Genomic DNA, 22988 nt, shown 5'->3' with positions numbered 1-22988 from the left:
TGTGTGGCTTTCAACACCACGACCTTGGCACATTGCGATGCCGTCTGGGGAGGGCGGCAACCACTCCATCTGTTGAGATTATCCAGCGCCTGACATCCGAGCGCCCCGAGATCACCGGCATCACGCTGCCCGGTATGCCCCAGAACGCGCCCGGCATGGCAGGTAAGAGCGGCACGCTCAAGACCTATGCTTTCGGCAAGGACGGCGTGGCCGTCTATTCGAATGAATGAGGTTGAAATGATGGAAATGATGAACGGGCCGATGTCCGTCGCAATGATGATTGGCTGTGGTTTGTTGTTCCTCTTGATGCTGGCGGTGCTGGTGCTGGGTGTGCTGGCATTGATCAAATACCTGCGGCGGCCCGCATGAACCGGATGGTTATGAGCGCCACTATCGGCATTGCAGGGGCGGCGGCAGTCGCTGTCTGGGCCGGGGGAAAGGAGGACAGCCCCCCGGTGCTCGCCGTGCTTGGCATGCCTGTGGATGCGGAGATGATAGATAAGGGTGCTCAACTCTATGCGGAGAACTGCGCCTCCTGCCACGGTGCAGACCTCGAGGGCCAACCGGACTGGCGCAGGCGGCTTGACAATGGCCGCATGCCCGCGCCGCCGCATGATGAAACGGGCCATACGTGGCACCATGCCGATCAGCAGCTTTTCGACACTACCAAGAACGGGCTGGCCTCGGTCGTGCCCGGTTATGAAAGCGACATGCCGGTGTTTGACGGCATTTTAAGTGATGCCGAGATCGCGGCGATCCTCGGCTATATCAAGAACACTTGGCCCGAGCGGGAACGGGACTATCAAGCCGAGATTACCTCCAGGAGCGAGGAGGGATCATGAGCCGTATAGAGCGAAATGTCCGCAAGCCGCGATGGTCAGTGTTGATCGCCGCACTTCCTGTGACGGTCTTCGCGGCAATCGCAGCGGCCTTCCTGTGGGGGCTTTTCAACAATGAAGACAGCCTTCCCAGCACAATGATCGACCGGGACATCCCGGAGTTCGATCTGCCCCCCATCGACGGACGCGAGAACGGCTTGTCTGCGGCTGATCTGCGTGGCGAAGTTTCACTGGTAAACGTCTGGGCTTCTTGGTGCGTGCCATGCCGGGTTGAGATGCCGCTGCTGGTGGAACTGGCCCAAACTAAAAGCGTGCCGATCCACGGTATCAACCTCAAGGACAAGCCCGCTGCCGCCCGAAGATTCCTCGCTGAGCTTGGCGACCCCTATGACCGGATCGGCGCCGACAACTCTGGCCGGACCTCGATCGACTGGGGCGTCTATGGCGTGCCGGAAACCTTTGTTATCGATGCCGAAGGGCGCATCGCTTACAAACATGTCGGTCCATTTGACCGTCAGTCTCTGGAGAACGACATTCTTCCACTGGTGCGTCGTCTGCAACAGGAGCAGGGGGCGTGAAGCGGCGCGGTTTCCTGGGCGGGGCACTGGCGCTTGGAGCCACGCCTGCCGCGGCGCGGACCCTGATGGCGGAGCATCCAAAGCCTCTGCCAATGCTGTCGCCGTCCATCACGGATGGAGCAGGACGGAGCCTGACTTTGGCGGACTTTCGTGGCCGGACGCTTTTGCTCAACATCTGGGCGACATGGTGCGCGCCCTGCCGCCATGAGATGCCGACCCTCGACAGGTTGCAAGCGCGGTTGGGCGGGGCGGAGTTTCACGTTCTCGCGCTCTCAATCGACAAGGGCGGGTTCGACGCTGTGCGCGCCTTCTATGCAGAGATCGGCATCACGCATCTCGACCTTTATCTGGCAGACCAGTTGCGGGGGATGATGGCCTTTGGCGTTGTCGGCCTGCCCACGACGCTGCTGGTTAACCCCCAAGGCCGCGAGGTTGCCCGCAAGGTCGGCCCCGCCGCGTGGGACAGCCCGGCGGCCATTTCCCAAATCCAACGCGTCATCACAGAAGGATGAACCCGACAGTGACCCAACTCTCAAAAGCAAACCGGCCCTCATTCGCGATCCCTATGCCCGCGCGGCGCCAAACCCTCATGCTGACGGGCTTTGCCGCCATTGGCGGGGGCGCCGCGCTGAATTGGGAATGGCTGACCGCCGTAGGGGCTGCGCCCTTGCTCCTCAGCCTCGCCCCTTGTGCCGCCATGTGCGCTTTGGGGCTGTGCATGCGCGGCAGCTCAAGCTGCGCCAAAAACGATCCGGTGGCAAGATCGGACACCTCGACAGACTAAACCTCAATCGAAAGGAACTAACATGACCTATACAGTGAAACTTACCACCGCAGCTCTGACCGGTTTGCTGCTTGTCGCCACTATCGCTCGGGCGCAGGAGGCTAAACCCGAGGCCGGGGATATGCCGATGGCCGATGGCCAGCACATGCAAGGCGACATGGCTGACATGAAGGGCATGGAAGGCATGGAAGGGATGATGCCCATGATGAAGATGATGGCCGAGATGGGGCCGATGATGGAGACCTGCAACGAGATGATGCAGTCCATGAAAGAGCACATGGAAACGCCCCATACCGAAGATCAAAAAGGCTGACGCCCTTGGTTCGCTCGTCCAGGGGGCGGGCGAACCACCAGTGAAAGACATACTATGACCAAGATCACCACGACCCATCGTCGGCTTCGCATAATCCTATGGGCCACAGCAATTGCCGCTGCCGTTGTCGTTGCAGGTTTCGCGGTTATGCGCCCCGGCCATATCCCCTCGCATCAGGCCGTCTATCGCGGCGATGCGGATATTCGTTCCGAGTTCACGTTAATTAACCACGACGGCCAGACTGTCACGCAGGACGATTACAAAGGTCGCTGGCAGCTTGTATTCTTCGGCTTCACCCATTGCCCCGACATCTGCCCAACCACGTTGGCCTATATGGGCAGCGTGCTCGACTTGCTTGGACCTGACGCAGATCAGGTCGCCCCGCTGTTTGTGACTTTGGACCCAGAACGCGACACACCCGAGGTTCTCAAAGACTATGTTGCGAACTTCCATCCCCAGTTGATCGGGCTGACGGGGAACAAAGCGCAGGTGGCTGCGACTGCGGATGCCTTCAAGGTCTACCATGAGAAACTCTCGGACGAGGACGCGGCTGACGGCTACGCCATGGCTCACGCGGGTCACATTTACCTGATGGCCCCTGACGGTCGGTTCGATGCTGTCTTTCTCGAAAGCGCGCAGCCGGCCGAAGAAATGGCTGAACAAATTTCTATGCGGATCGCGAAAGAGAAGAGAAACCATTGACACAGAATTTACTGTTACCACCCCGCTTCGGGTTGCGGGCTGCGCGCATTTGCGCCGCGATGCTGTTCACCGTGACGCCTGCCTTTGCGGACCACCCAGGGGAGAACCTGAACCAAGCGATGGTGGGTAAAGAGGCCGCGTTTGAACCCATTGCGGCGCGAGAGGTGCCAGAGGTGAAATGGACGGCACCAGATGGCGACACGGGCTCTCTGGACGCAATGAGGGGCAAGATCACGGTGCTTAGTTTTGCTCCTGATGCTTGCGGCAGCCCCTGTGACGCGCAGCAGGAACAACTCAGCAAAACGCTTGCCGCGCTAAATGCCAGTGCCATGCGCGAAATGGTCGTCTTTGTCACCCTGCGCGATAAGGCACCTGCGGTCCCGGCCGAGCAGAACTGGACGGCTGCGCAACTGTCCGACGTTGATCGCCTTGGTGACACGGTGAATGCCTTCGCCTCTGTGAGCGCTCGGAAAGATAGAGCCCCGATGGTGCATTTGCTCAACCGTGAGGGCGCGCAGGTTGGCATATTCCACGGGTCAGACTTTGAGCCGATAAACCTCGTGCTTTACGTCAACGGGCTGACGCACCAGCGGCCCCATCCCAAACCCGGTTTTTGGCAACGCATAACGGGGTGGTTTCAATGACAAGCCAAAGTCTGGTCAGGCCACACTGGCTCACCACCCTGCGCCGTTTTGCCTTGCTAACGCTGCTGGGGCACTTTCTTTGGGAGGTTGCCCATATTCCGCTCTATACAATCTGGGTTGAGGGGACATGGGGCGAGATCATCTTTGCCGTGGTCCATTGCACCGGAGGCGACCTGCTAATCGCCATGAGCAGCCTTCTGCTTGCGTTGTTCATCTTTAGCACAGGCGCATGGCCACGGGCGCGGGTCTATCCCGTATTCACCGCGATGATAGCGATCGGGTTTGGATACACGATTTTTAGCGAATGGCTCAATATTGAGGTCCGCGAAGCTTGGGCCTACCGCGAGATCATGCCAGTCATCCCGTTCATCGACGCAGGACTGACGCCGGTGTTGCAATGGCTCATCGTGCCTTTCGCAGCTTACTTCGGTGCGCTCTGGCGCTTATCAGAGGGGAAGGGGGCGCCGGGTGCTTGATGTCCCTTCCCTCGGGGTGATTGCCGCCTTCCTGGCCGGGACGATCTCCTTTGTCTCACCCTGTGTCTTGCCGCTGGTGCCGGGCTACGTCTCCTATATCGCTGGGCGCACTGGCGCTACGGGCGCGGAGCGCGGTCGGAGCCAAGCCGTCTGGCTGAGCCTCTGCTTTGTGTTGGGGTTTTCAACGATCTTCATCGCGCTCGGTGCATCGGCCACGGCACTGGGGCAGGCGCTCTTGCGCTGGCGGTTCGAGCTGAACCTGATCGGGGGTGCGGTCGTGATCCTGTTTGGGTTGTTCATGCTGGGGGCCGCCCGCATTCAAACAATGGAGCGTGACCTGCGGTTCAACCTCGACCTTCCCGGCGGGCAGCCGGTGGCGGCCTACGTACTGGGCCTTGCCTTCGGCTTTGGTTGGACCCCCTGTATCGGACCGATCCTTGGCGCGATCCTGACGGCCAGTGCAGCAAGCGCCACGATATCAGAAGGCGTCTGGCTGTTGGGGGTCTATTCGGCAGGTCTTGGCGTGCCGTTTCTGACCGTGGCCGCTTTTACCGATCAGGTTGCAGCGCGCTTGCGGACGATTGGTGCGGTCGGGCGGCGTCTGCATCAAGTGGCGGGCGCGGTCATGGTCCTCATGGGAATCGGGATGATGACGGGTCAGCTTAGCGCTTTTTCTTGGTGGCTATTGGAAACCTTCCCAATCCTGGGCGCAATCGGGTGAAGCTAAGTCGGAACCTTCCAGCGGAGGAGGTTGGTTGAGACTGTATAGCCTCGTTTCTGAGGTGTGCAGTAAGGAGAAAAGCGATGATGGACGGTGATATGATGGGCGGTGGCATGATGTTTGGCATGGGGGTCGGCTGGCTTCTGGTTATCGTGCTTTTGGTTTTGGTGATCGCGGCATTGGTTAAATATCTGCGCAGGTAAGGCGAGAGGCGAGCTATGGAAACGTCGGATAAGCCAGTCGTCGTCGTGACCGGATCAAGCGGCTATCTCGGCGCGGCGGTCGTTAAGAGATTGCACGAAAATTACCGCGTTGTCGGGTTAGACCGCAGTTCGCCCCCGCATCCGCCCCATCAGGCTGAATGCATTTGTTTCGACATAACTGACCCGGGCAGCGTTGATAAAGCCTTGGCGCGACTGCGGTTGGCCTACGGAGACCGTATCGCGGCCTGCGTCCATCTTGCGGCGTTCTTCGATCTGAGTGGAGAGGATGACCCCGCCTATGACGCGGTGACGTTGGAAGGAAGCAAACGGCTCCTGAAAGGCCTCCAAGACTTCGAGTTGGAGCAATTCATTTTCACCTCGACGATGCTGGCACACGCACCCACCGCGCCCGGCGACCCTATAGACGAAGACGCGCCCTTTGACCCTAAGCTGCCCTACCGCGCCTCGAAAATTCGCACAGAGTCGATGTTGCGGGAGGAGAATGGCGACGAGAAACTTGTCCTTATACGACCCGCCGGTATCTACGATGATGACGGACATTCGACCTTCCTGGCCCATCAAATATCCCGCATTTACGAAAAACGGCTGAGTGGAAAGGTCTACCCCGGTGATCTGTCCCGGGGTCAGGCGTTTTTACATCTCGACGATCTGCTCGATGCCCTTGAACGCATCGTCGACCGCCGCCAGACCCTGCCGGATGTTTTCCCAGTGCTATTAGGCGAAGCTGACCCGATCCCCTTTGGCGACTTGCAGCGATTGATCGGGCGAGAATTGCATGGCGAGGACTGGGTGACGTGGAACGTCCCGCCCGTCGCCGCGAAACTGGGGGCGTGGGCCGAGAACCGCATTTTTGGTGAAGACGCGTTCATCCGCGCTTGGATGGTGGATATTTCAAGCGATCACTACGAGCTTGATCTGTCACAGGCTAAGGAGCATTTGGGTTGGACCCCGAAGCACAGCCTGCGTCACGACATGCCCCTCATGCTGCAAAAGCTGAAAGACGATCCGTATCACTGGTATAAGGACAACGGCTTGAACGCCGCACGGGTTTCTGCGGCCAAGGTGGAACAGGCGACAGAAAAGGCCGCCGCCGAAGAGAAAGACGAGAGTGTCGCCGAACAGCAAAGCGCTGCGCGCGAGCATGACAACCACATGCGCACGATGCATTTTCAGATGCTCTGGGTGCATTGGCTGGTTGCGACACTTGGCCTCTGGCTCGCCACCGCGCCCTCGGTGTTCGGCACATTTGACCAGACCGAGTTCAGTGCCGCCGTGCAGCGCGTTACGGAAGATCGCGGTCTCTGGGCGGCTTCAATGCGCAGTTGGCTGACGGCGTGGAACAATGTCTTTACCGGTCTGGCCATCACCGCGCTGGCCTTTTTCTCGATGAAGCCCGGCAACGGTTGGGCGCAATGGGCAAACGCGGCGCTTGGGGTCTGGCTGCTCGCCGCGCCCTTGGTGTTCTGGACGCCGGACCCGGCGGTCTATGCCAATGACACGCTGATCGGTGCGCTGGTGATCGCATTGACGATCCTGATCCCGATGATGCCCGGCATGTCGCGCGAAGGCATGATGGACGACGGGGACATCCCGCCGGGGTGGACCTATTGCCCCTCGACTTACGTCCAGCGCCTGCCAATTATCGCGCTCGGGGTGGTTGGCTTTCTGCTGTCGCGCATTCTCTCGGCCTACCAACTGGGCCATGTCGACGGGATTTGGGAGCCGTTTTTCTCCTCGCCCTCAAGCCTGAACGGCAGCGAATATATCGTCACGTCGGACGTCTCAAAAGCATGGCCGATTGCCGACGGCGGTTTGGGCGCGATGAGTTATATGTTCGAGATCCTCATGGGCGTTATGGGCAGCCGCCTGCGCTGGCGCACGATGCCGTGGATGGTGGCGCTGTTTGGCATTGTCGTGGGGCCGCTGGGCGTCATCAGCATCTATTTCATTATCATTCAGCCCATTGCGATCGGCACCTATTGCACGATCTGCCTGCTCGCCGCGGCAGCGATGCTGATCATGATTCCGTTCTCCTTGGACGAGATCGTGGCGATGGTGCAGTTCATGGTGTGGAACACCCGCCGCGGCCGCCCCTTTTGGCGGGCGTTTTTTCGGGGCGACGCACTGCCCGGTTCAGAGAAGGGCGGCACCATGACCTTTGACGCGCCGCCGCGCGAGATCGCGCGGCAAAGTGCGCGTGGGGTCACTGTGCCTTGGACCTTGGGGATGAGCGCCGCCATTGGTTTATTCTTGATGCTGTCGCGTGCAATCTTTGGCAATGCCATGCCACTCGCGGGCAGTGACCACTTGGTCGGCGCATTGGTCCTGACGACCGCTGTCATCGCCTGGGCCGAAGTGGCGCGGCCGTTGCGGTTCCTCAACATCGGCTTTGGGCTGTGGCTGATCGTGGCGCCCTGGGTTTTGAGCGGCGGCACCATCGGGGGGAGCTTGATCGGTGTGCTCTCCGGCATCGCTTTGCTCGTGCTTAGCTTGCCACGTGGGAAAAGCAGTGCGGAGCACTATGGTAGTTGGGATCGGTATATCGTTTGAAGTAGAAGCGCCCTGAATTCGCAAACGATAGCCGAGGCAAATATCTGGTCCGCCTTTTAGGTTAAAGAACGACAATTTATTCGCAGATGCCTTTTTCCCGAAATCCGCAGGGCAGCGTATCGTGCTTAATGAAGGCCTAGTTTGGACCTATTTTGTTGAAGAACTCGTGGTTGATTAAGAGGCATTGGGCTGATTCAATCGACACAGATGATGGTGTCATCTTGGATGTGGAATCCTCCCGCTCCACCCGGCAAGCCGAGGTCGGGTCGACAAAGACCATGTTGTAGCGGGTCAAAGAAAAGTTCGACCTGCATCCCGAACGCCTGATCGCCCCCTCTCGTGACATCGCTACGCGATGCACTGCCGGGCAGTGGACACAGCCTATGGCATTGGGCCGGCTGGGTTGGCTGGTTGAACGCAAGATTGACCCGCACATCCCCGTCTTCGACAAATCTGGCGGCAGCGACGGCATCTGGAGCCGGGCTGACTTCGAGTGGGACGCAGAGAACGATCAATACATCTGCCCCGAGGGCTAAGAACTGAAGCAGTTCCGGCGGAACTATTCCGATCCGAACTGAGGGCCGACCGGACAGGGTAGAGCCAAATACCGTGCCCTAAAACTGACCTGCCAGGCCTGCCCCGCAAGGACGAAATGCTGCCCGAACGCAGACGCCAGATCGATCACCCGCGAAGAACAAAAGACGCCCGCCAGGTCGCCCGAGGCATCGCTAAGACCAAGCAATACGATATCTCCATGAAGCTCCGGAAGAAGCTTGAGATGCTCTTCACGCATCAAACGCATCCTCGGCCCCGGAAGGCTCTGATTACGTGGCCTATGCGGTGCAAATGACGAATTCCTGCTTGTCCCAACCGCCCAAAATCTCCGGAAATTGGTCAAGATCTTTCCCGCACCACAGCAAACGCGAAAAGCCCGACAGGAAAGGCGCTCGCGCCGCATTTTGGGCAGCCATTTCTGTGCTCGCAAACGTTAGTTTCTCACAGAATCACGACAAAGTGAACTTTCGCTGCATATGCGCCAATTTCTGGTCTAGTGAACCGTTCAACAAACGGTCGATTCCGTCGGTAACAGAGACGTCTGAGTTTTGCCCTCCCTGCCGCCCAAAGCAAACCCCCATTGGTGATCTTTGGCGGTCTTAGTGCAAACCTGTCAGCTGCCTATTCCGCCTTGCCCTGTTATCATAAGTTCGGGGTCTCTACGCGGCTTCTTGTCAGCCGGGGTTTCGGACGGTGCTGCTTTGGCAATATGCATCCCAAGCCTCTTGAGCAATTCAGCATCGCTGCCCGGTGACGGGTTGCCGGTAGTTAAAAGTTGATCGCCGACGAAGATGGAGTTCGCTCCCACCAGAAAGCACAAGGCCTGTAACTCGTCGCTCATGGTTGTCCGGCCAGCAGATAGACGAACCACAGATTTAGGCATCATGATGCGGGCCAGGGCAATCATTCGGACCAGATCGAAGGGGTCGACCTTCTCTGCCCGGCTCTGGATCGGAACTCCTTGGATCTCGTTCCAGAGGTTGATTGGAACACTTCCTGGGTGCGTCGGCAGCGTTGCCAAGGTGACCAGCATGGAAATGCGATCATCTTCCGCTTCACCCATCCCCAAAATTCCGCCGCTGCAAACATTGATACCGCCTTGGCGGACGCGTTCGACGGTGTTGAGCCGGTCCTCCATCGAGCGGGTGGCAGCGATCTCGGGATAGTATTCGGGCGATGTGTCTATGTTGTGGTTGTAGAAATTGAGGCCGACCTCGCTGAAACGCGCGACTTGCTCAGATGTCAGCATGCCGAGTGTCATGCAGGTCTCCAATCCCAATGCGGAAACCCCCCGGACCATTTCGCACAGCTTGTCCATGTCGCGATCTCTTGGGTTTCTCCAAGCAGCGCCCATGCAGAAACGTTGCGCACCAGCAGCTTTGGCGCGGGCCGCAGCGGCGAGCACCTCTTCAGGAGCCATAAGCTTGGTCGCCTTAACTCCCGTATTGTGATGAGCAGACTGTGAGCAATAGCCACAGTCTTCAGGGCACCCACCTGTCTTAATGCTAAGAAGGCTCGCGGTTTCGATCGCGGTTGGATCAAAATATTCGCGATGGATTTCCTGCGCCCGGTAGGTCAATTCCGAGAACGAAAGTTCATAGAGGGCCTTCGCTTCGTCCAGGGTCCAATCAGTTCTGATCATTTCAGAGCCCCTTTCAAGTGGTTCGCGCCGGTGACTGCGGTAGCGGCAAGCGCAACCTTCAACAGATCACCCAACAGGAAGGGTGTCAGACCTGCTGCCAGCAACATTGAACTGGGAACATAAAATGCCAACCATGCAAGCCCTGCCGCGTAGACCACCCCAAGTGCGGCCAACATCACGGTCACGCGGCCAAGCCACCCGCTCCCCGTCGCGAGCCAGCCCACAAGACCGGAGGCAACAAGATAGCCCAAAAGATAACCTCCTGTGGGACCTGCCAGATAGGCTAAACCAATTCCTCGCTCCGGTGATCCAGAGAAGACGGGTAGGCCCATCGCGCCCGCGCCGAGATAGGTCAGCATCGCTGCGACTCCAAGTCGGGGACCCAGTAAGGCTGACAAAAGAAAAATGGCGAATGTATGCAACGTCATTGGCACAGGCCAAAAGGGGATCTGGACTTTCGCGGAGATGGTGATGGCGGTTGCGCCAAGAAGCGCGAGAGCAGGCAGGCGCCAGGCCGGGTGAAGATGTGTACGTTGAAGCGCAAGTAACGACATGAGGTGTCCTCCGAGGTGGATAAGTGGGTATTCCACGATAGAGAACAGAAATGATCATACGTTCAATTGAGATTATAGATAATTATCCGAAAAAGCTGTATCTTACTTTGTCAGAAGTATTTTTTCTCGACACTATCCGCTTCCCAATCCTGCCAACGTGCTGACTGAGAGTTGCGCATGCGAAGTCAGTCTGCCCCTTTCGCAGCGCCTCAAGGATACGCAAGTGATCGTGATCCGTGCGCGTTTCCCACTCCCGACGCCAAGCGGCGAAGAGGAAGCGGGCGCTCGCCATGTGAAGGTCATCAATCGTGCGCAAAAGGCGTGGCATTTGGCACGGCGAAAGGATCACGCGGTGGAACTGCCGGTTTGCTTTTTCCCAGTCATGGACGTTTTCGGCGGTCTCGCCATGGCGAATAGCATGCTCTGCTTCCTCCAGAGTTTTGCTAGTAATGTTGGGGGCGGCGTGACGGAGGGCAAGGGATTCCAGGCTCGCGCGCATTTCAGCCACTTCCCGCAGCTCTGCCAAGTCGAACTTCGTGACACGGAACCCCCTCCGAGGGAGGGCTTCAGCTAAGCCTTGCGTCTGCAATTGCCGGAAAGCTTCGCGCACTGGAACATGGCTTGCGCCGAATTCTGCGGCTATGTGGTCCTGCCGAAGCCGAGTGCCGGGAGGGATTTCACCCAACACAATACGTTCCGTTAGTATCCGGGCGATCCTCGCCGAATGCGTCTCTTCAACACCTGAACTCATATACTATAGATAATTCGTATATTTGCTTTTGTCCAAGAAGAACGCGTCGGCAACATTACTCGGGAGGCATAAGTGAACTGCACTCGCCCATAACGCTTATTTTGGGGGCGGGCCCATCTTGCCCAAACGCCACAGCGGGTAAGTGATTTTTCAGAGATCACCAACACTACGGCGCCGTGGGCAGGGTCTGTTCCCCAATCCCTTGCACGGAGTTGTCACGTTAACTCGCCGAATTTGCAAGTTGGCATGCCGGATATTCATCAAGGGGTATTTGCCGCGGATTTCCACGCCTCGAATGCTTCGAACTGATGGTGAGAGCGGTCCGACGGGGGCTGGGACAGATATGCAGCTGCGGGTTGCGGACTGCATAGAAACGAAGCGCTGCAGTCCGCCCGGTAACCGGAAGCCCTGCATTACTCGCTCTCGTTTTCGGAAAGGCAAATGGCTTTTTTCTGCGCGGTTATTCAGCACCTTGTGTGACCAATGCTCAAGGCCAAGCGCGACCTCGCGCTTGGCGGTGTCGTAGGATCGCAATTTGTCCGTAATGATCTTTTTGGGCACGAAGTCCCAGCGTTTTATCGGCTTGACCAAAAGCCGCTTTGCGGCGCACTTGTCTCGTCTCGATTGAAGGATTTCCTCAAGAACGACGCCGTGTTGATCAACCGCGCGCCACAGCCAGTATGACCGGCCCGCGATCTTCACGACGACCTCGTCCAGATGCCATACGTCGCCAGGGCGCGGCTGCCGTCGCCGTAGAACGTGGGCGATCAGGGGGGCGAACTTGACGGTCTAGCGTCGGATCGTTTCATACGAAACGCCTACGCCACGTGCCAGCATCAGCTCCTCGACCTAGCGCAGGCTCAAGTTGAACCGGACGTAGAGCCAGAAAACATGTGGGATGATCTGAGCCGGGAACCGGTGGCGCTTGTAGTTGATTTCCACTGTCTGCACCGACACCGCCTACGCCCAGATCAATGAACCAGCAACCTCAGGCCCGTTAAGGTGACAACACCAACTCCCATTGTCTCGCAAACTTTATGCGCCGAGATTTGCCAGCCACAGAAAGAGCGGCAAGCCCACCGTGATATTAAATGGGAAGGTGACCCCCAGCGACAGCGTAAGATAAATCCCGGCCTCTGCCTTAGGCAGGGCGATGCGCATCGCTGCCGGCACAGCGATATAGGAGGCAGAGGCGGCCAACACCATCAACAGGAACTGGCTCCCGGTTTGCAAGCCGATCATAGCGCCAAGAGCCCAGCCGAGCATCGCGCCGGACAGCGGCATCACCAGCCCGAAGGAGAAGAGGCCCGCATTCAACATGTGCCGATTGGTCGTAAGGCTCCGCCCAGCCGTGATCCCCATGTCCAGCAAAAAGAGGCACAGGATGCCGAGGAAGGGCGTCACGACGAAGGGGGCGATCATTTCCATCCCCTTGTCCTGCGTGACGGCGCCGATCACGAAGGCTCCGGTCAGCAGTAAGACTGAGCCATTGGCGAACAATTCCCGCGCCGGGACAGGGGCGGCATCTCGGGCCCCCGAATGGCGCGCTGCAATCCACAGCGCCGAGAGGATCGCTGGAAACTCCATACTGGCGGCGACGGCCACCATGTAGCCGTCGAAGGCGACACCAGATAGCTCAAGCAGGCTCGTCGCCGCCACGAAAGTGACGATGGAGATTGATCCGTAATGGCCCGCCACCGCTGCGGCATTAGTGGCGTCGAGCCGGGTCATCACCCGCAGCAGCATAAAGGCTAAGAACGGGATGAGGAAGGAAAGCGCCATCCCTGCTACTATCGCGAGCAGCAGCTCGCTGCTCACCCCGTGTTCGGCGAGGCTGTGCCCACCCTTGAAGCCGATCGCCAGCAGCAGGTAAAGCGACATGAACTTCGCCGCGCCTTCTGGGATCGATAGATCGCTCCGCACGAAGGCAGCCAGTAGGCCAAGCACAAAAAAGAGAATGGTAGGCACCATTAGGTTGCCTGCAAGGGTGTCGAAGACGGTGGTCATCGGGAGAACTCCAGTTATGTCCCCCGCCATTGCCGCGTCGAAGAGCATAGATTAAATATTTTCTGACCTGTTCCCGAATAGCTTGAGGCTATAGATGCGACCATCTCTACGCCAGTTAGAATATGTCGTTGCGGTGCATCAGCTGGGCAACTTCAGCTTGGCCGCCGAGATGTTGAACGTCAGTCAGCCGAGTCTATTGAACCAGATCGCGGCGGTAGAAGCAGACTTTGGTGTTCGCCTTTTCAAACGTGGCCGAGACGGGGCGCAAGCCACGGCCAAGGGGCTGGAGTGCGTCCACCGCGCACGGCGCATCCTGGCGGAGGTAGAGGCCCTGCGCGGCGTCATGACGTCGGCGCTGCCTTTCGGCGGACGATTGCGGCTGGGCGTCCTGCCCTCGATTGGCCCCTATCTTCTACCGCAAGTGATGCGCTCGTTGCACAGCGATCAACCTGATCTCCGGGTCATCGTCCGTGAGGAGAATACCCTGAGTCTTGACGAAGGGATTCGAAATGGCCGTTTTGACGCCATCATTTCTACACCAGAAGATCATCCCAATACCTGGCAGCACCCGCTGTTTGACGAAGCGCTATGGGTAGCCGTGGCACCGGATCACCCGATCGCCGCGCAGGACCGGGTTGGATCTGCGGACCTAACTGGCCAGCGTCTTTTGACTCTGGACACCGGGCACCGGCTGGCGCGCATCGTCTATGGACTGGCAGGGGCGAGTGGCGGTATTGTTTCCGATGACTACGAGGGCACGAGCCTCGATTCCATCCTGCTCATGGCTGCAACCGGCGCCGGGGTCGCAGTCCTGCCCGATTTGTTCGCGCGCCGCCAGGCAGTGCATCGTGAAGAAGTCGCCGTCCGACCGCTGGAGATGCCCGACGCAAACCGGGGCATCAGCCTTATGTTCTCAAGGGATCAGTCCTTCGACCGGAGCCGGGATCGCCTTGTTTTCACCGTTCGTAAAGCCGCGACCGCGCTCAATTTGGCAGCGCCGGAACCAGATTAACGAAGCGTGATGCCCAGCAATTTAGCTGATGGGGTCGTCGAGTAGCATATTGTTTTGCAAGCAATTTTTCCAGCAAGCCAGCAATCACGGTGCCTTTTCGGACTCCTGCGTAGATTGGCAAAGCTGGTCTTGCACTTTGTTCCTGAGGGTCGAGGTCTCGTATGCCGAAAGGGGAGCAAAACGGCATAACCGACGGCGGTGTCCGCCGTTGCCAAACCATTGAATGAAAAAGACTTTGCTCTGATGTTCTCGTATCGCGGGAGTACAGGTTGCGCAATTCGCAATACCGTGCAACACTTTTGCTGCTCAAGTTCAGAAACTTTGCGCTCTTAGGCTCCGCCCTTGAGGGCGTTTTTTTTGGGGCGCTGCGGGTGAACGGGTCCGGGACGACCTCAAAGAATGAATCACGCTTCAAGTGCAATAAAGGCCCAGGCAAAGCCCGGGCCTAATGGAGGGACAGTCGTCAGCCCTCTTTCGAGGCGATGACGGCTGTAGGTCCACCGATAGGACCCACATCGCTTCGAAAAGGCAACCGAAAATTCAGGATGGGATCAGCGGTCTTCGGGCTCGTCCAGCGACTCCTCTTCGTCCGGCTCTTCGACGATTTCGTCTTCTTCAGGTTCTTCTACAGTCTGATCGTCGATGACTGCGTCAGATTTTCCGCGGCCCCCTTCGCCCCATCCATCTTCATCACCGTCAGGTGCCTCGCCTGCGCGGCCAACGTCCTGATCATTGCCAGGATTGCCAGTTGTTCCCTCAGCCCCGGGAGAACCTTCACCGCCGCCGTTGCCGCCACCATTTCCGCCACCGTTGCCGCCACCATTTCCCTGAGCATGAGCCACATCGCTACTCGACAAGACGAAGCCCGTCGCAAGGGGAACAGCAGTTAGGGCAGTCAATGTGGTCGTTAGAACGAAAGTTTTAAGCGATTTAACCATGATATTTTCTCCGATTTGTGTCCGATGATCCTTTAGTTACGTTTGTCGCGCAGAAGGTCCACGGAACCCCGAAAAAGATGCGAAAATCTGCTAAAATGACGCGATATCATGGGCGCTAATCCGCTGAGGATAATGGAATTTTATGGCCCAGAATGGGGCGCTAAATCGACCAACGCAAATTGACCATCCTCACTGATGATCGAGGTTCAGATATTTTGATCGGGTCGACAAAATATTGACATGAAATCACATTAGGAAAGGCTCTACCGCGCAACACAATCAGGGCTTGAATGATGCGAATTAAAAGAACTTTCCTCACCGGCCTGCTTGCCTTGCTACTTGCAGCTCCAACCTTGGGCTACGCGCAGGACATCCTAACTGTTACGACGCCGGATAGAACGGAGAGCTTCACGCTCGAAGAAATCCTCGCGATGCCGCAGACGACCGTTGTGACGAAAAATGACTACGTTGACGAAGCGACCACCTTTCAAGGACCGGCCCTGCGATCAGTTCTTGAAGGGATGGATGTTGCGCGAGGTGCGACCCTGAAAATGGTCGCGCTCAACGATTTCTCATCGAAAGTGCCAGCTGCGGACGCGTTTGAGTATGACGTCATTCTGGCGGTCTTATTGAACGGTGAGACAATGTCAGTTCGTGACAAGGGACCGATTTGGGTTATCTACCCGATGGACGGCAATCCGGAACTTCATGACGAGATCTACAATGATAGGTTGGTATGGCAGCTCAAGAGCATCTCCGTCGACTAATTCCTTACAGGAAATTTATCCGCGGCCTGCTCCTGCTATTGTTTATCGGCGCAGTGATTTTTGGGATTATCGTGCTTTCCAAGCTGGACGACGGAGTCCAGAATATTCAAACTGCTGAGCAGAGTGACCCTCTGTGGGTTGCCTCGCAATTGCAGTTTGAATTGCTACGACTCGAGAATGCCCTCGGCGAGTATGCTCTCGGGTATAAGTCAGCGGTCGATGTGGCCATGCGATTTGACATCGCCTGGAGCCGGATTAATATCCTTCAGAAGGGAGAGCTTCCGAAGCTTATCGCAACCTTCCAAATCAATGCCGACGTGGTGCCGGAGCTTGAGGCAACCTTCAAGCGTCTGGAGCCTGCGATCAAAGATCTCAACACCGATCGTCTTACTGGCGAAGAACGCAGCGAAAGAGCGGAAAGTATTCTCCTTGCACTGGAAGGCTTTGATCTCTCTATCCGGGAATTTTTACTAACCGTCGCGCAAGAAAAATCCGAAGCCATGGCGGAGTTTAGGGCGGCTCTCCTCACTCTGTCTCATACCGTGGCCTATCTCAGCGCCACCATTCTGGGGCTTCTGGGGATCTTCATTCTTTTACTCATGCTGGAGTTAAGAACCGCCGAGCATGCTGAACAAGAGATGCGCCATCTTGCTGAGGAAGCTTCATCCGCTGCCCGCATGAAAATGAATTTCATGAGCATCGTCAGTCACGAGCTAAGGACGCCTCTGACCTCCATCATCGGTGGCCTGGCTTTATTGAAAAGCCGAGTTGCAGATACGATGAAGGATGAAGCCGCGCTCAAGCTACTTGATGTCGCATCTCGCAATGGAGATCGGCTCTTGGCGCTGGTCAATGACATTTTGGACGCGCAGGCTTTGACAGAGGGTAAAGTGAAAGTGGAACGCAAACCTGTCGATCTCAATACAGTCGTGTCTTCAGCTGTCGAAGGGTGCCAAGCTTACGGTGACAAACACAACGTCAGCTATCGCGTGAACACACCGGACGAGGAGATGAAAGCTCTGACGGACAGCGCCCGCGTCAGTCAGATTCTGGCCAATCTGATTTCAAACGCTACAAAGTTTACGTCTTCAGGCGATGTCGTGGAAATAAACCTGAAAAAAATTGACCAGAAGGTGCGGATAGAGGTCACCGACCATGGCATAGGAATACCGATAGACCGACAAAATGCGATCTTTACCCCCTTTCACCAGGTCAATCCGGGCACCACGGGCACCACTCAGAGCAGCGGCCTGGGTTTGAGCATCACAAAGCAGTTGATTGATTTGCTGGGCGGAAAGATCGAGTTCAAGTCGGTTGAAGGAAAGGGCTCAACCTTTTGGATTGAGTTCGATCTCCTACCCGAAAACTCCTAAACCCAAGCAAAAGCATGATCTGAAGGCGTCACTTCGCCTTACCTCGCGCCTCCCGGTGAGCGTGGGAAGCTGCGGTTCGCTTGTGCCGCCTCGGCTTCCTGGTCCTCGACTGATTCGGCTATATCCTCTTCGCACAGACCGGCGGCCAGCTGCTGTACTACCTCGTCAGTCGTCTTTACGAGCGCACGTCCATCATCGTGACGAACCTCGACTTCGCTGAGTGGCCATCGGTCTTCGGAGACGCCAAGATGACGAAAGCGCTACTCGATCGCCATAAAGCCCCAATCTCTGCATCGAAACGGCCTACGCCCAGATCAATGGACCAGTAACCTCGGGCCCGTTAACGTGACAACACCCTGGCAATTCGTGTAAGTTTTCCCCGATCGCGCGGCGGGGCGAGCACACGAGTTCCGCGCCGCGTGACAAGCGTAATCTGTGACCGTGAATCCGCCGCCCTTGTCCCAAGCTTGATAACCTGCTGTTCAACCGCTGCGCTTTCGCACCAAGGCGCCAACATACCGCCCGCAAAGCGCGCAAGGCTGCGCGACCCCCGATTGTCGCCGAGCTCAAAAACCGCACGTCTGCTCCATGTCGCGCCAGCTCAATGGCAGAGACCAGCCCGGCAAGACTGCCCCGCGGTTATTATCACTCGTCAGACACATCAACCGGCATGTATAGGTTGCCGCCGTTGCGGAACTTTTGAGCCATTGCCTCCATCCCATCTTTGTGCGCTTCGGCCCGGATGTCATGGCTGATCCGCATGGAGCAGAATTTCGGCCCGCACATCGAACAGAAATGTGCCACCTTATGCGCCTCTTTCGGCAGCGTTTGATCATGAAAGTCACGCGCGGTTTCCGGGTCCAGCGAAAGGTTGAATTGATCCTCCCAACGGAACTCAAACCGGGCGCGGGACAAGGCATCGTCGCGCCGTTGTGCACCGGGCAGCCCTTTGGCCAAATCGGCAGCGTGAGCGGCGATTTTGTAGGTGACAACGCCAATTTTGACATCGTCACGGTCTGGCAGGCCAAGATGCTCTTTTGGGGTCACGTAACACAGCATTGCACATCCGAACCAACCAATCATCGCAGCGCCGATACCAGAGGTGATATGATCATACCCCGGCGCAATATCGGTCGTTAGTGGTCCAAGTGTGTAGAACGGCGCCTCGTGGCAGCACTCAAGCTGCTTGTCCATGTTTTCCTTGATCTTGTGCATGGCCACGTGGCCCGGCCCTTCAATCATCACCTGACAATCCTTGGCCCAAGCGACCTTCGTCAACTCGCCCAATGTTTCGAGCTCAGCAAATTGCGCTTCGTCATTGGCGTCTGCAACCGACCCCGGGCGCAGGCCATCGCCAAGACTGAACGATACATCATAGGCGCGGCAGATATCGCAAATCTCGTCGAAATTCTCGTACAGAAAGCTTTCCTTGTGGTGATGCAGGCACCATTTTGCCATGATAGCCCCCCCGCGCGACACAATCCCCGTCACTCGGTTCACCGTCATTGGCACCATATGCAAACGCACGCCCGCATGAATGGTGAAGTAATCCACCCCCTGTTCGGCCTGTTCAATCAATGTGTCGCGGAAGACCTCCCATGTGAGATCCTCGGCAATTCCGTTAACCTTTTCCAGCGCTTGATAAATTGGCACGGTCCCAATGGGCACAGGGCTGTTCCGGATAATCCATTCGCGCGTGTTATGGATGTTGCGACCGGTCGAAAGGTCCATGACCGTATCGGCCCCCCAGCGGATTGCCCAGACAAGCTTGTCCACTTCTTCTTCCATCGAAGATGTGACGGCAGACGTGCCCATATTGGCATTGATCTTCACTAGAAAATTGCGACCGATAATCATCGGTTCAATCTCTGGGTGGTTGATATTGGCGGGAATAATCGCCCGGCCGGCGGCGATTTCACCTCGCACAAACTCGGGCGTTACATAGTCTGGAATGTTTGCGCCAAAGTCATTGCCATCGCGCGGCGCAGATACCGCTTCACGCAACTGGTTTTCGCGAATGGCCACAAACTCCATTTCGGGCGTGACAATACCTGCCCGGGCATAGGCCAGTTGCGTTACCGCCTTGCCCTCTTTTGCACGATAGGGTTGCTGTTGCACCGGAAATTCAGGTGTCAAGCGATCACCCTGCACAAAGCCATTATCAGCGTCCTGCGTGTTCCGCCCCTGATAGGATTCGACGTCGCCGCGTCTGATGATCCAGTTTCGGCGCAAAACGGGCAAGCCATGTCTGATGTCGGTCAGATGGTTTGAATCGGTATATGGACCAGAACTGTCATAGACTGGCAGCGGCGGTTCACCTGCGGTCGGGTGAACCGAAATCTCGCGCAGGGGCACACGAATTTCGGGATATAGACTGCCTTTCACATAGATTTTGCGCGATGCAGGCAATTCACCTGTTGTGACTTTAGGATTCGGAATATTCATGGCGTGCTCCTCAAGTTGATAACTCAAAAAGACACAGACGATTTTTGGCTTGGAAACGGGCGCATGCCCCTGTCTGGCCACGCACCCAGTTCGGGAGGGGCGACCAATGCTTCCTACGCCAGTATCAACTGGGTCAGGTTCAAAGGGTCGCGACACTACAGCCTTGCTGTCAGTCGCCTCTCAGTCCCTCAGTTGGGACTCCCCTGCGTAAGATGTACGTATCTAATAGATTTCAGAAGAGCAAGGGCAGCCGATAAGGTACCGTCAGTGGCGAAGCCATTGCTGAAGGCATTTGATTGGCCGATATCCGCTCCGATCTTTGGTACTTTTACGGATGGTTGGCGTCGTGGGGCGCCTCTGACGGGCGGCCGAAGTGTGTTGTCACGTTAACTCGCCGAGTTTGCAAGCTCTCGCTTTCGGAAAGGCAAATGGCTGTTCTCTGCGCGGTTATTCAGCCCCTTGATCAACGTTCGGCATGCCACCTTGAAATGTCGGCGAGTTAACGTGACAATAGTTCCGGGATCTGGTGGATCGAATTGACGATGAATGAGGTGTCCTTAGATTTTGTAGATACTTACTTGGCAATTTGGGAACCGAGTAGAAGCGCGGATTCAGCCGCACAATCGGTTTAGGACGAGTTCAAGCGGAACTATGTAGCGCAGGTTTTTCATCCTAGCGACGGTCAGCTAGATGGCCGAGCGGCTCGGGTCGCGCCCTTTACGGTACCGGGATCGGCGATGATCGAAGCTAAAATAAAAGGCGGGCTCGAAAGCCCGCCTTCTGCGTTACTTGATGTGAAGTCTTATTCCCAGCCAACCGTGTCAAAGATTTTCTGCGCGGTGCCGATGTTCTCGGCCACGTCCGACAGGTTCACCTCGTCGGCTTTGAACTCACCCAACTGCTTTACGCTATCAGCCAGTTCAACGCCTTCCACCGTCGGGAACTCATCGTTACCGGCCGAGAAATAGACCTGCGCCTGATCAGAGGCGAGATACTCAAGGAACTTCACAGCATTCTCACGGTTCGGCGCGTTCTTGGCCACGCCGCCGCCGGAGAGGTTCATATGCGCGCCGTTGCCTTCTTGGTCCGGCCAGATCAGGCCGATCTTGTCGATATCGGCACTCACGCCGTCCACATCGGTGCGGATCGCGCGGGCGAAATAGTAGCTGTTGGATACCGCGATGTCGCATTCACCCGAGACGATGCCGCGCAGCTGGTCGGTGTCACCGCCCTGCGGTGCGCGCGCCATGTTGTCGACCACGCCCTGTGCCCATTCGGTCGCGGCTTCTTCACCCTCGTGCGTCACGATGGCAGCCAACAGAGTCTGGTTGTAGGTGTTGGTCGAGGACCGGATGCAGACCTGACCTTTGTAGGCAGGATCGGCGAGGTCCATGTAAGTCGCGGGTGGGGTGTCCAGCGTCTCTTTGTTAAAGAAGATGATCCGCGCGCGCTGCGACAGGCCGAACCACTGGTTGTCGTCGTCTTGCAGATTGCCGGGAATGCGCTCTTCAAGCGTGTCGCTCTCCACCGCTTGCAGCAGGCCCATGTCTTTGGCGCGCTTGAGGCGGCTGGTGTCGACGGTCAGCAGCAAGTCGGCGGGGGAGTTGGCACCCTCGGCTTCCATACGGGCCAGCAGTTCGTCGGCCTTGCCTTCGATGCGGTTAATGGTGATGCCAGTTGCTTCGGTAAAGTCGGAGTAAAGGCGCTCATCGGTGTCATAGTGACGGGCGGAGTAGAGGTTCAACTCGCCATCGGCCAGCGCGGGTAGTGCCAGCGACATCAGCGCGGCGGCGGCAGTCGATGTTTTGCAGAAGGTCATATCAGGGTCCTGTTCCAGTTTGGAGTAACTTGACTGAAACAGTAAGAAACAGATTTTAGACGCCCCTGCAACCAATTCCGATAAAATCGGTCAGAAGGTCCGGCACCATTTCCCGACGCAGACCATCAGCCATTGAGCGCACCGAGAGGCCGGGCTATGAGGGCGGAACAAACATCTCGACTTGTCTGGCTGCGCAATAGGACATTCCGTGGCTGCCTAGAAGGTAGCTCCGGAAGAAGGTCGAGATGCTCTTCACGCATCTCAAGCGCACCCTCGGCCTCGGAAGGCTCTGATTACGTGGCCCATGCGGTGCAAATGACGAATTCCTGCTCGCCGCAACCGCCCAAAATCTCCGGAAATTGGTCAAGATCTTTCCTGCACCGCAGCAAACGCGAAAAGCCCTACAGGAAAGGCGCTCGCGCCGCACGTTGCAAGATTTGGCGCAGATGAGTGTCTTTCTCCCAAGGCCGGTGCAGGACGATCATTACGATGGCATTGATCTCCTGCCATTCTGCAAGCAGGGATCGAAGATCATCGATCCCTTCAGCCCCTGACGCTCCGATGGCAATGACCGCTGCCGAAACTCCGCCATAACCTCAGTCTCAAGAGGTGCGCGATTCGAAAACTTGAAGCCTGCCCAGCAAATTAGACGGGATGACGCCGTCTTTTGGCATAAGATGAATAGGCTGCGGCTTTTAGGCAGACGTCAGTGTTGTCACCAAAGCGTTTCGCTTGCCCATTCTTGGCTTCCTGTTCAAAGTGGCCGGTGGCGGGAAATAAGGATATGCCACACATGCAAAACGAAGAGAGGTCGGAACCCCGCGACAGCGATCCCTATCAACTTGCCTGCCTTGCCGCAGGAGTTGGTGTCTGGGACTGGGATCTTCGGTCGGACGAGATCTATTTTTCTTCTCTTGCGCGAGAGATTCAGGGTCTTTCGCAAGATGAGCCAGCAACTTTCGCCACAGTGCGCTCGCTAACCCATCCCGATGATGCTGCCGATATGCTTGCCGCGCTGGAGCACGCCCTCGATCCGGAGAACCGCTTACAGGAGAGCTATGTCTATCGGATCACGCGCCCTGACACCGGTGAACTTCGGTGGGTGAGAGCTCATGGGGTAGCGCGGTTTGCTGAGGTCGAGGGCAAGATCCAGGCCGTTCATTACAGCGGCTCGATCGAGGATATCACCGAGCGGGAGGAAATGCGGCGCGCCCTGACTGAAAGCGAGGCACGGCTGCGCATTGCACTCGATGCCGCCCAGATGGCTGTCTGGGAGATCGATCTCGAGAGCGAT

At 57.2% G+C, this 22988-nt stretch carries 23 protein-coding genes, 3 pseudogenes and 1 riboswitch; of the genes and pseudogenes, 18 read left to right on the top strand and 8 right to left on the bottom strand.

Annotated features, from left to right (window positions below; all coding sequences use genetic code 11):
- The 12 genes and pseudogenes from ACGYLA_RS18480 to ACGYLA_RS18425 form a co-directional block, all read left to right on the top strand.
- The coding region (locus tag ACGYLA_RS18480; protein WP_394434424.1) for a DUF411 domain-containing protein at positions 1-230 on the top strand (230 nt) is incomplete at its 5' end.
- Between the two features lie 7 nt (positions 231-237).
- On the top strand, positions 238-369 hold the full coding sequence (locus ACGYLA_RS18475) for a hypothetical protein (protein WP_276321499.1): 132 nt from the start codon (positions 238-240) through the stop codon (positions 367-369).
- Entirely contained in the window at positions 366-842 is a 477-nt protein-coding gene (locus ACGYLA_RS18470; RefSeq protein WP_132446298.1) for a cytochrome c, read from the top strand. Before ACGYLA_RS18475 ends, ACGYLA_RS18470 begins: the two co-directional genes overlap by 4 nt.
- A complete protein-coding gene (locus ACGYLA_RS18465) occupies positions 839-1417 on the top strand; it encodes a DsbE family thiol:disulfide interchange protein (RefSeq protein WP_132446296.1) in 579 nt (192 codons plus the stop codon). Before ACGYLA_RS18470 ends, ACGYLA_RS18465 begins: the two co-directional genes overlap by 4 nt.
- Positions 1414-1929 (top strand): TlpA disulfide reductase family protein, encoded by a 516-nt coding sequence (locus tag ACGYLA_RS18460; protein ID WP_132446294.1) that lies wholly within the window; start codon positions 1414-1416, stop codon positions 1927-1929. Before ACGYLA_RS18465 ends, ACGYLA_RS18460 begins: the two co-directional genes overlap by 4 nt.
- Before the next feature lie 294 nt (positions 1930-2223).
- Positions 2224-2514 (top strand): hypothetical protein, encoded by a 291-nt coding sequence (locus ACGYLA_RS18455; protein ID WP_132446290.1) that lies wholly within the window; start codon positions 2224-2226, stop codon positions 2512-2514.
- A gap of 54 nt (positions 2515-2568) precedes the next feature.
- On the top strand, positions 2569-3216 hold the full coding sequence (locus tag ACGYLA_RS18450; protein ID WP_394434420.1) for an SCO family protein: 648 nt from the start codon (positions 2569-2571) through the stop codon (positions 3214-3216).
- Positions 3217-3275: 59 nt separating this feature from the next.
- Positions 3276-3860 carry a hypothetical protein gene (locus ACGYLA_RS18445; protein ID WP_394434418.1) on the top strand — a complete coding sequence of 195 codons (585 nt, stop codon included), beginning with the start codon at positions 3276-3278 and terminating at the stop codon, positions 3858-3860.
- Positions 3857-4336 (top strand): hypothetical protein, encoded by a 480-nt coding sequence (locus ACGYLA_RS18440; protein ID WP_394434415.1) that lies wholly within the window; start codon positions 3857-3859, stop codon positions 4334-4336. Before ACGYLA_RS18445 ends, ACGYLA_RS18440 begins: the two co-directional genes overlap by 4 nt.
- Complete coding sequence (locus tag ACGYLA_RS18435; RefSeq protein WP_394434413.1) at positions 4329-5057, top strand: cytochrome c biogenesis CcdA family protein; 729 nt, start codon at positions 4329-4331, stop codon at positions 5055-5057. Before ACGYLA_RS18440 ends, ACGYLA_RS18435 begins: the two co-directional genes overlap by 8 nt.
- Before the next feature lie 218 nt (positions 5058-5275).
- The gene (locus ACGYLA_RS18430) at positions 5276-7831 is read left to right on the top strand and encodes an NAD-dependent epimerase/dehydratase family protein (protein ID WP_394434412.1); all 2556 of its coding nucleotides are present in this window, start codon (positions 5276-5278) and stop codon (positions 7829-7831) included.
- Between the two features lie 197 nt (positions 7832-8028).
- A pseudogene (locus ACGYLA_RS18425) lies at positions 8029-8823 on the top strand (transposase); the annotation flags it as partial.
- Positions 8824-8999: 176 nt separating this feature from the next.
- Here the strand turns inward: ACGYLA_RS18425 and bioB are convergent.
- From bioB to ACGYLA_RS18400, 5 genes are all read right to left on the bottom strand, one after another.
- Complete coding sequence (gene bioB, locus ACGYLA_RS18420; protein ID WP_132446278.1) at positions 9000-10028, bottom strand: biotin synthase BioB; 1029 nt, start codon at positions 10026-10028, stop codon at positions 9000-9002.
- Positions 10025-10582, bottom strand: coding sequence for a biotin transporter BioY (locus ACGYLA_RS18415; RefSeq protein WP_132446276.1), 558 nt, complete (start codon positions 10580-10582; stop codon positions 10025-10027). Before ACGYLA_RS18415 ends, bioB begins: the two co-directional genes overlap by 4 nt.
- Positions 10583-10664: 82 nt before the next feature.
- Positions 10665-11333, bottom strand: coding sequence for a GntR family transcriptional regulator (locus tag ACGYLA_RS18410; RefSeq protein ID WP_132446274.1), 669 nt, complete (start codon positions 11331-11333; stop codon positions 10665-10667).
- A gap of 150 nt (positions 11334-11483) precedes the next feature.
- Complete coding sequence (locus tag ACGYLA_RS18405; protein WP_394434426.1) at positions 11484-12101, bottom strand: transposase; 618 nt, start codon at positions 12099-12101, stop codon at positions 11484-11486.
- A gap of 267 nt (positions 12102-12368) precedes the next feature.
- Positions 12369-13340, bottom strand: a complete 972-nt coding sequence (locus ACGYLA_RS18400) for a sodium-dependent bicarbonate transport family permease (protein WP_132446272.1) — start codon at positions 13338-13340, stop codon at positions 12369-12371.
- A 94-nt stretch (positions 13341-13434) separates the two neighbouring features.
- Between ACGYLA_RS18400 and ACGYLA_RS18395 the strand changes: the two genes are divergently transcribed.
- On the top strand, positions 13435-14352 hold the full coding sequence (locus tag ACGYLA_RS18395) for a hydrogen peroxide-inducible genes activator (RefSeq protein ID WP_132446270.1): 918 nt from the start codon (positions 13435-13437) through the stop codon (positions 14350-14352).
- 551 nt (positions 14353-14903) lie between these two features.
- Here ACGYLA_RS18395 and ACGYLA_RS18390 read toward each other — a convergent pair.
- Positions 14904-15290: a hypothetical protein gene (locus ACGYLA_RS18390; protein ID WP_165935605.1), complete on the bottom strand. Its 387-nt coding sequence runs from the start codon at positions 15288-15290 to the stop codon at positions 14904-14906.
- Positions 15291-15580: 290 nt separating this feature from the next.
- On the opposite strand from ACGYLA_RS18390, the gene ACGYLA_RS18385 reads away from it, so the two are divergent.
- The 3 genes and pseudogenes from ACGYLA_RS18385 to ACGYLA_RS18375 form a co-directional block, all read left to right on the top strand.
- Complete coding sequence (locus tag ACGYLA_RS18385) at positions 15581-16057, top strand: molybdopterin-dependent oxidoreductase (RefSeq protein ID WP_240791662.1); 477 nt, start codon at positions 15581-15583, stop codon at positions 16055-16057.
- On the top strand, positions 16027-17430 hold the full coding sequence (locus ACGYLA_RS18380; protein ID WP_132446268.1) for a sensor histidine kinase KdpD: 1404 nt from the start codon (positions 16027-16029) through the stop codon (positions 17428-17430). The genes ACGYLA_RS18385 and ACGYLA_RS18380 overlap by 31 nt, the downstream gene beginning before the upstream one ends.
- A gap of 71 nt (positions 17431-17501) precedes the next feature.
- Positions 17502-17702, top strand: a pseudogene (locus ACGYLA_RS18375) (ATP-binding protein); the annotation flags it as partial.
- A gap of 373 nt (positions 17703-18075) precedes the next feature.
- On the opposite strand, the gene thiC reads toward ACGYLA_RS18375, so the two are convergent.
- Positions 18076-19875, bottom strand: a complete 1800-nt coding sequence (gene thiC / locus ACGYLA_RS18370; RefSeq protein ID WP_132446266.1) for a phosphomethylpyrimidine synthase ThiC — start codon at positions 19873-19875, stop codon at positions 18076-18078.
- Between the two features lie 93 nt (positions 19876-19968).
- A riboswitch (TPP riboswitch) is annotated at positions 19969-20090 on the bottom strand.
- 587 nt (positions 20091-20677) lie between these two features.
- Positions 20678-21694, bottom strand: a complete 1017-nt coding sequence (locus ACGYLA_RS18365; RefSeq protein WP_132446264.1) for a Fe(3+) ABC transporter substrate-binding protein — start codon at positions 21692-21694, stop codon at positions 20678-20680.
- A gap of 230 nt (positions 21695-21924) precedes the next feature.
- Here ACGYLA_RS18365 and ACGYLA_RS18360 point away from each other — a divergent pair.
- Both ACGYLA_RS18360 and ACGYLA_RS18355 read left to right on the top strand, forming a co-directional pair.
- Positions 21925-22080: pseudogene (locus tag ACGYLA_RS18360) on the top strand (IS5/IS1182 family transposase); the annotation flags it as partial.
- A 407-nt stretch (positions 22081-22487) separates the two neighbouring features.
- Positions 22488-22988, top strand: a 501-nt coding sequence (locus ACGYLA_RS18355) for a PAS domain S-box protein (RefSeq protein WP_394434406.1), incomplete at its 3' end; no start/stop codon positions are given.

Source organism: Sulfitobacter sp. 1A13679 (genome assembly GCF_043557115.1).
Taxonomy (GTDB): domain Bacteria; phylum Pseudomonadota; class Alphaproteobacteria; order Rhodobacterales; family Rhodobacteraceae; genus Sulfitobacter; species Sulfitobacter faviae.
The sequence above is the reverse complement of the archived record's forward strand: the minus strand, read 5'-3'. Positions and strand labels throughout refer to the sequence as shown.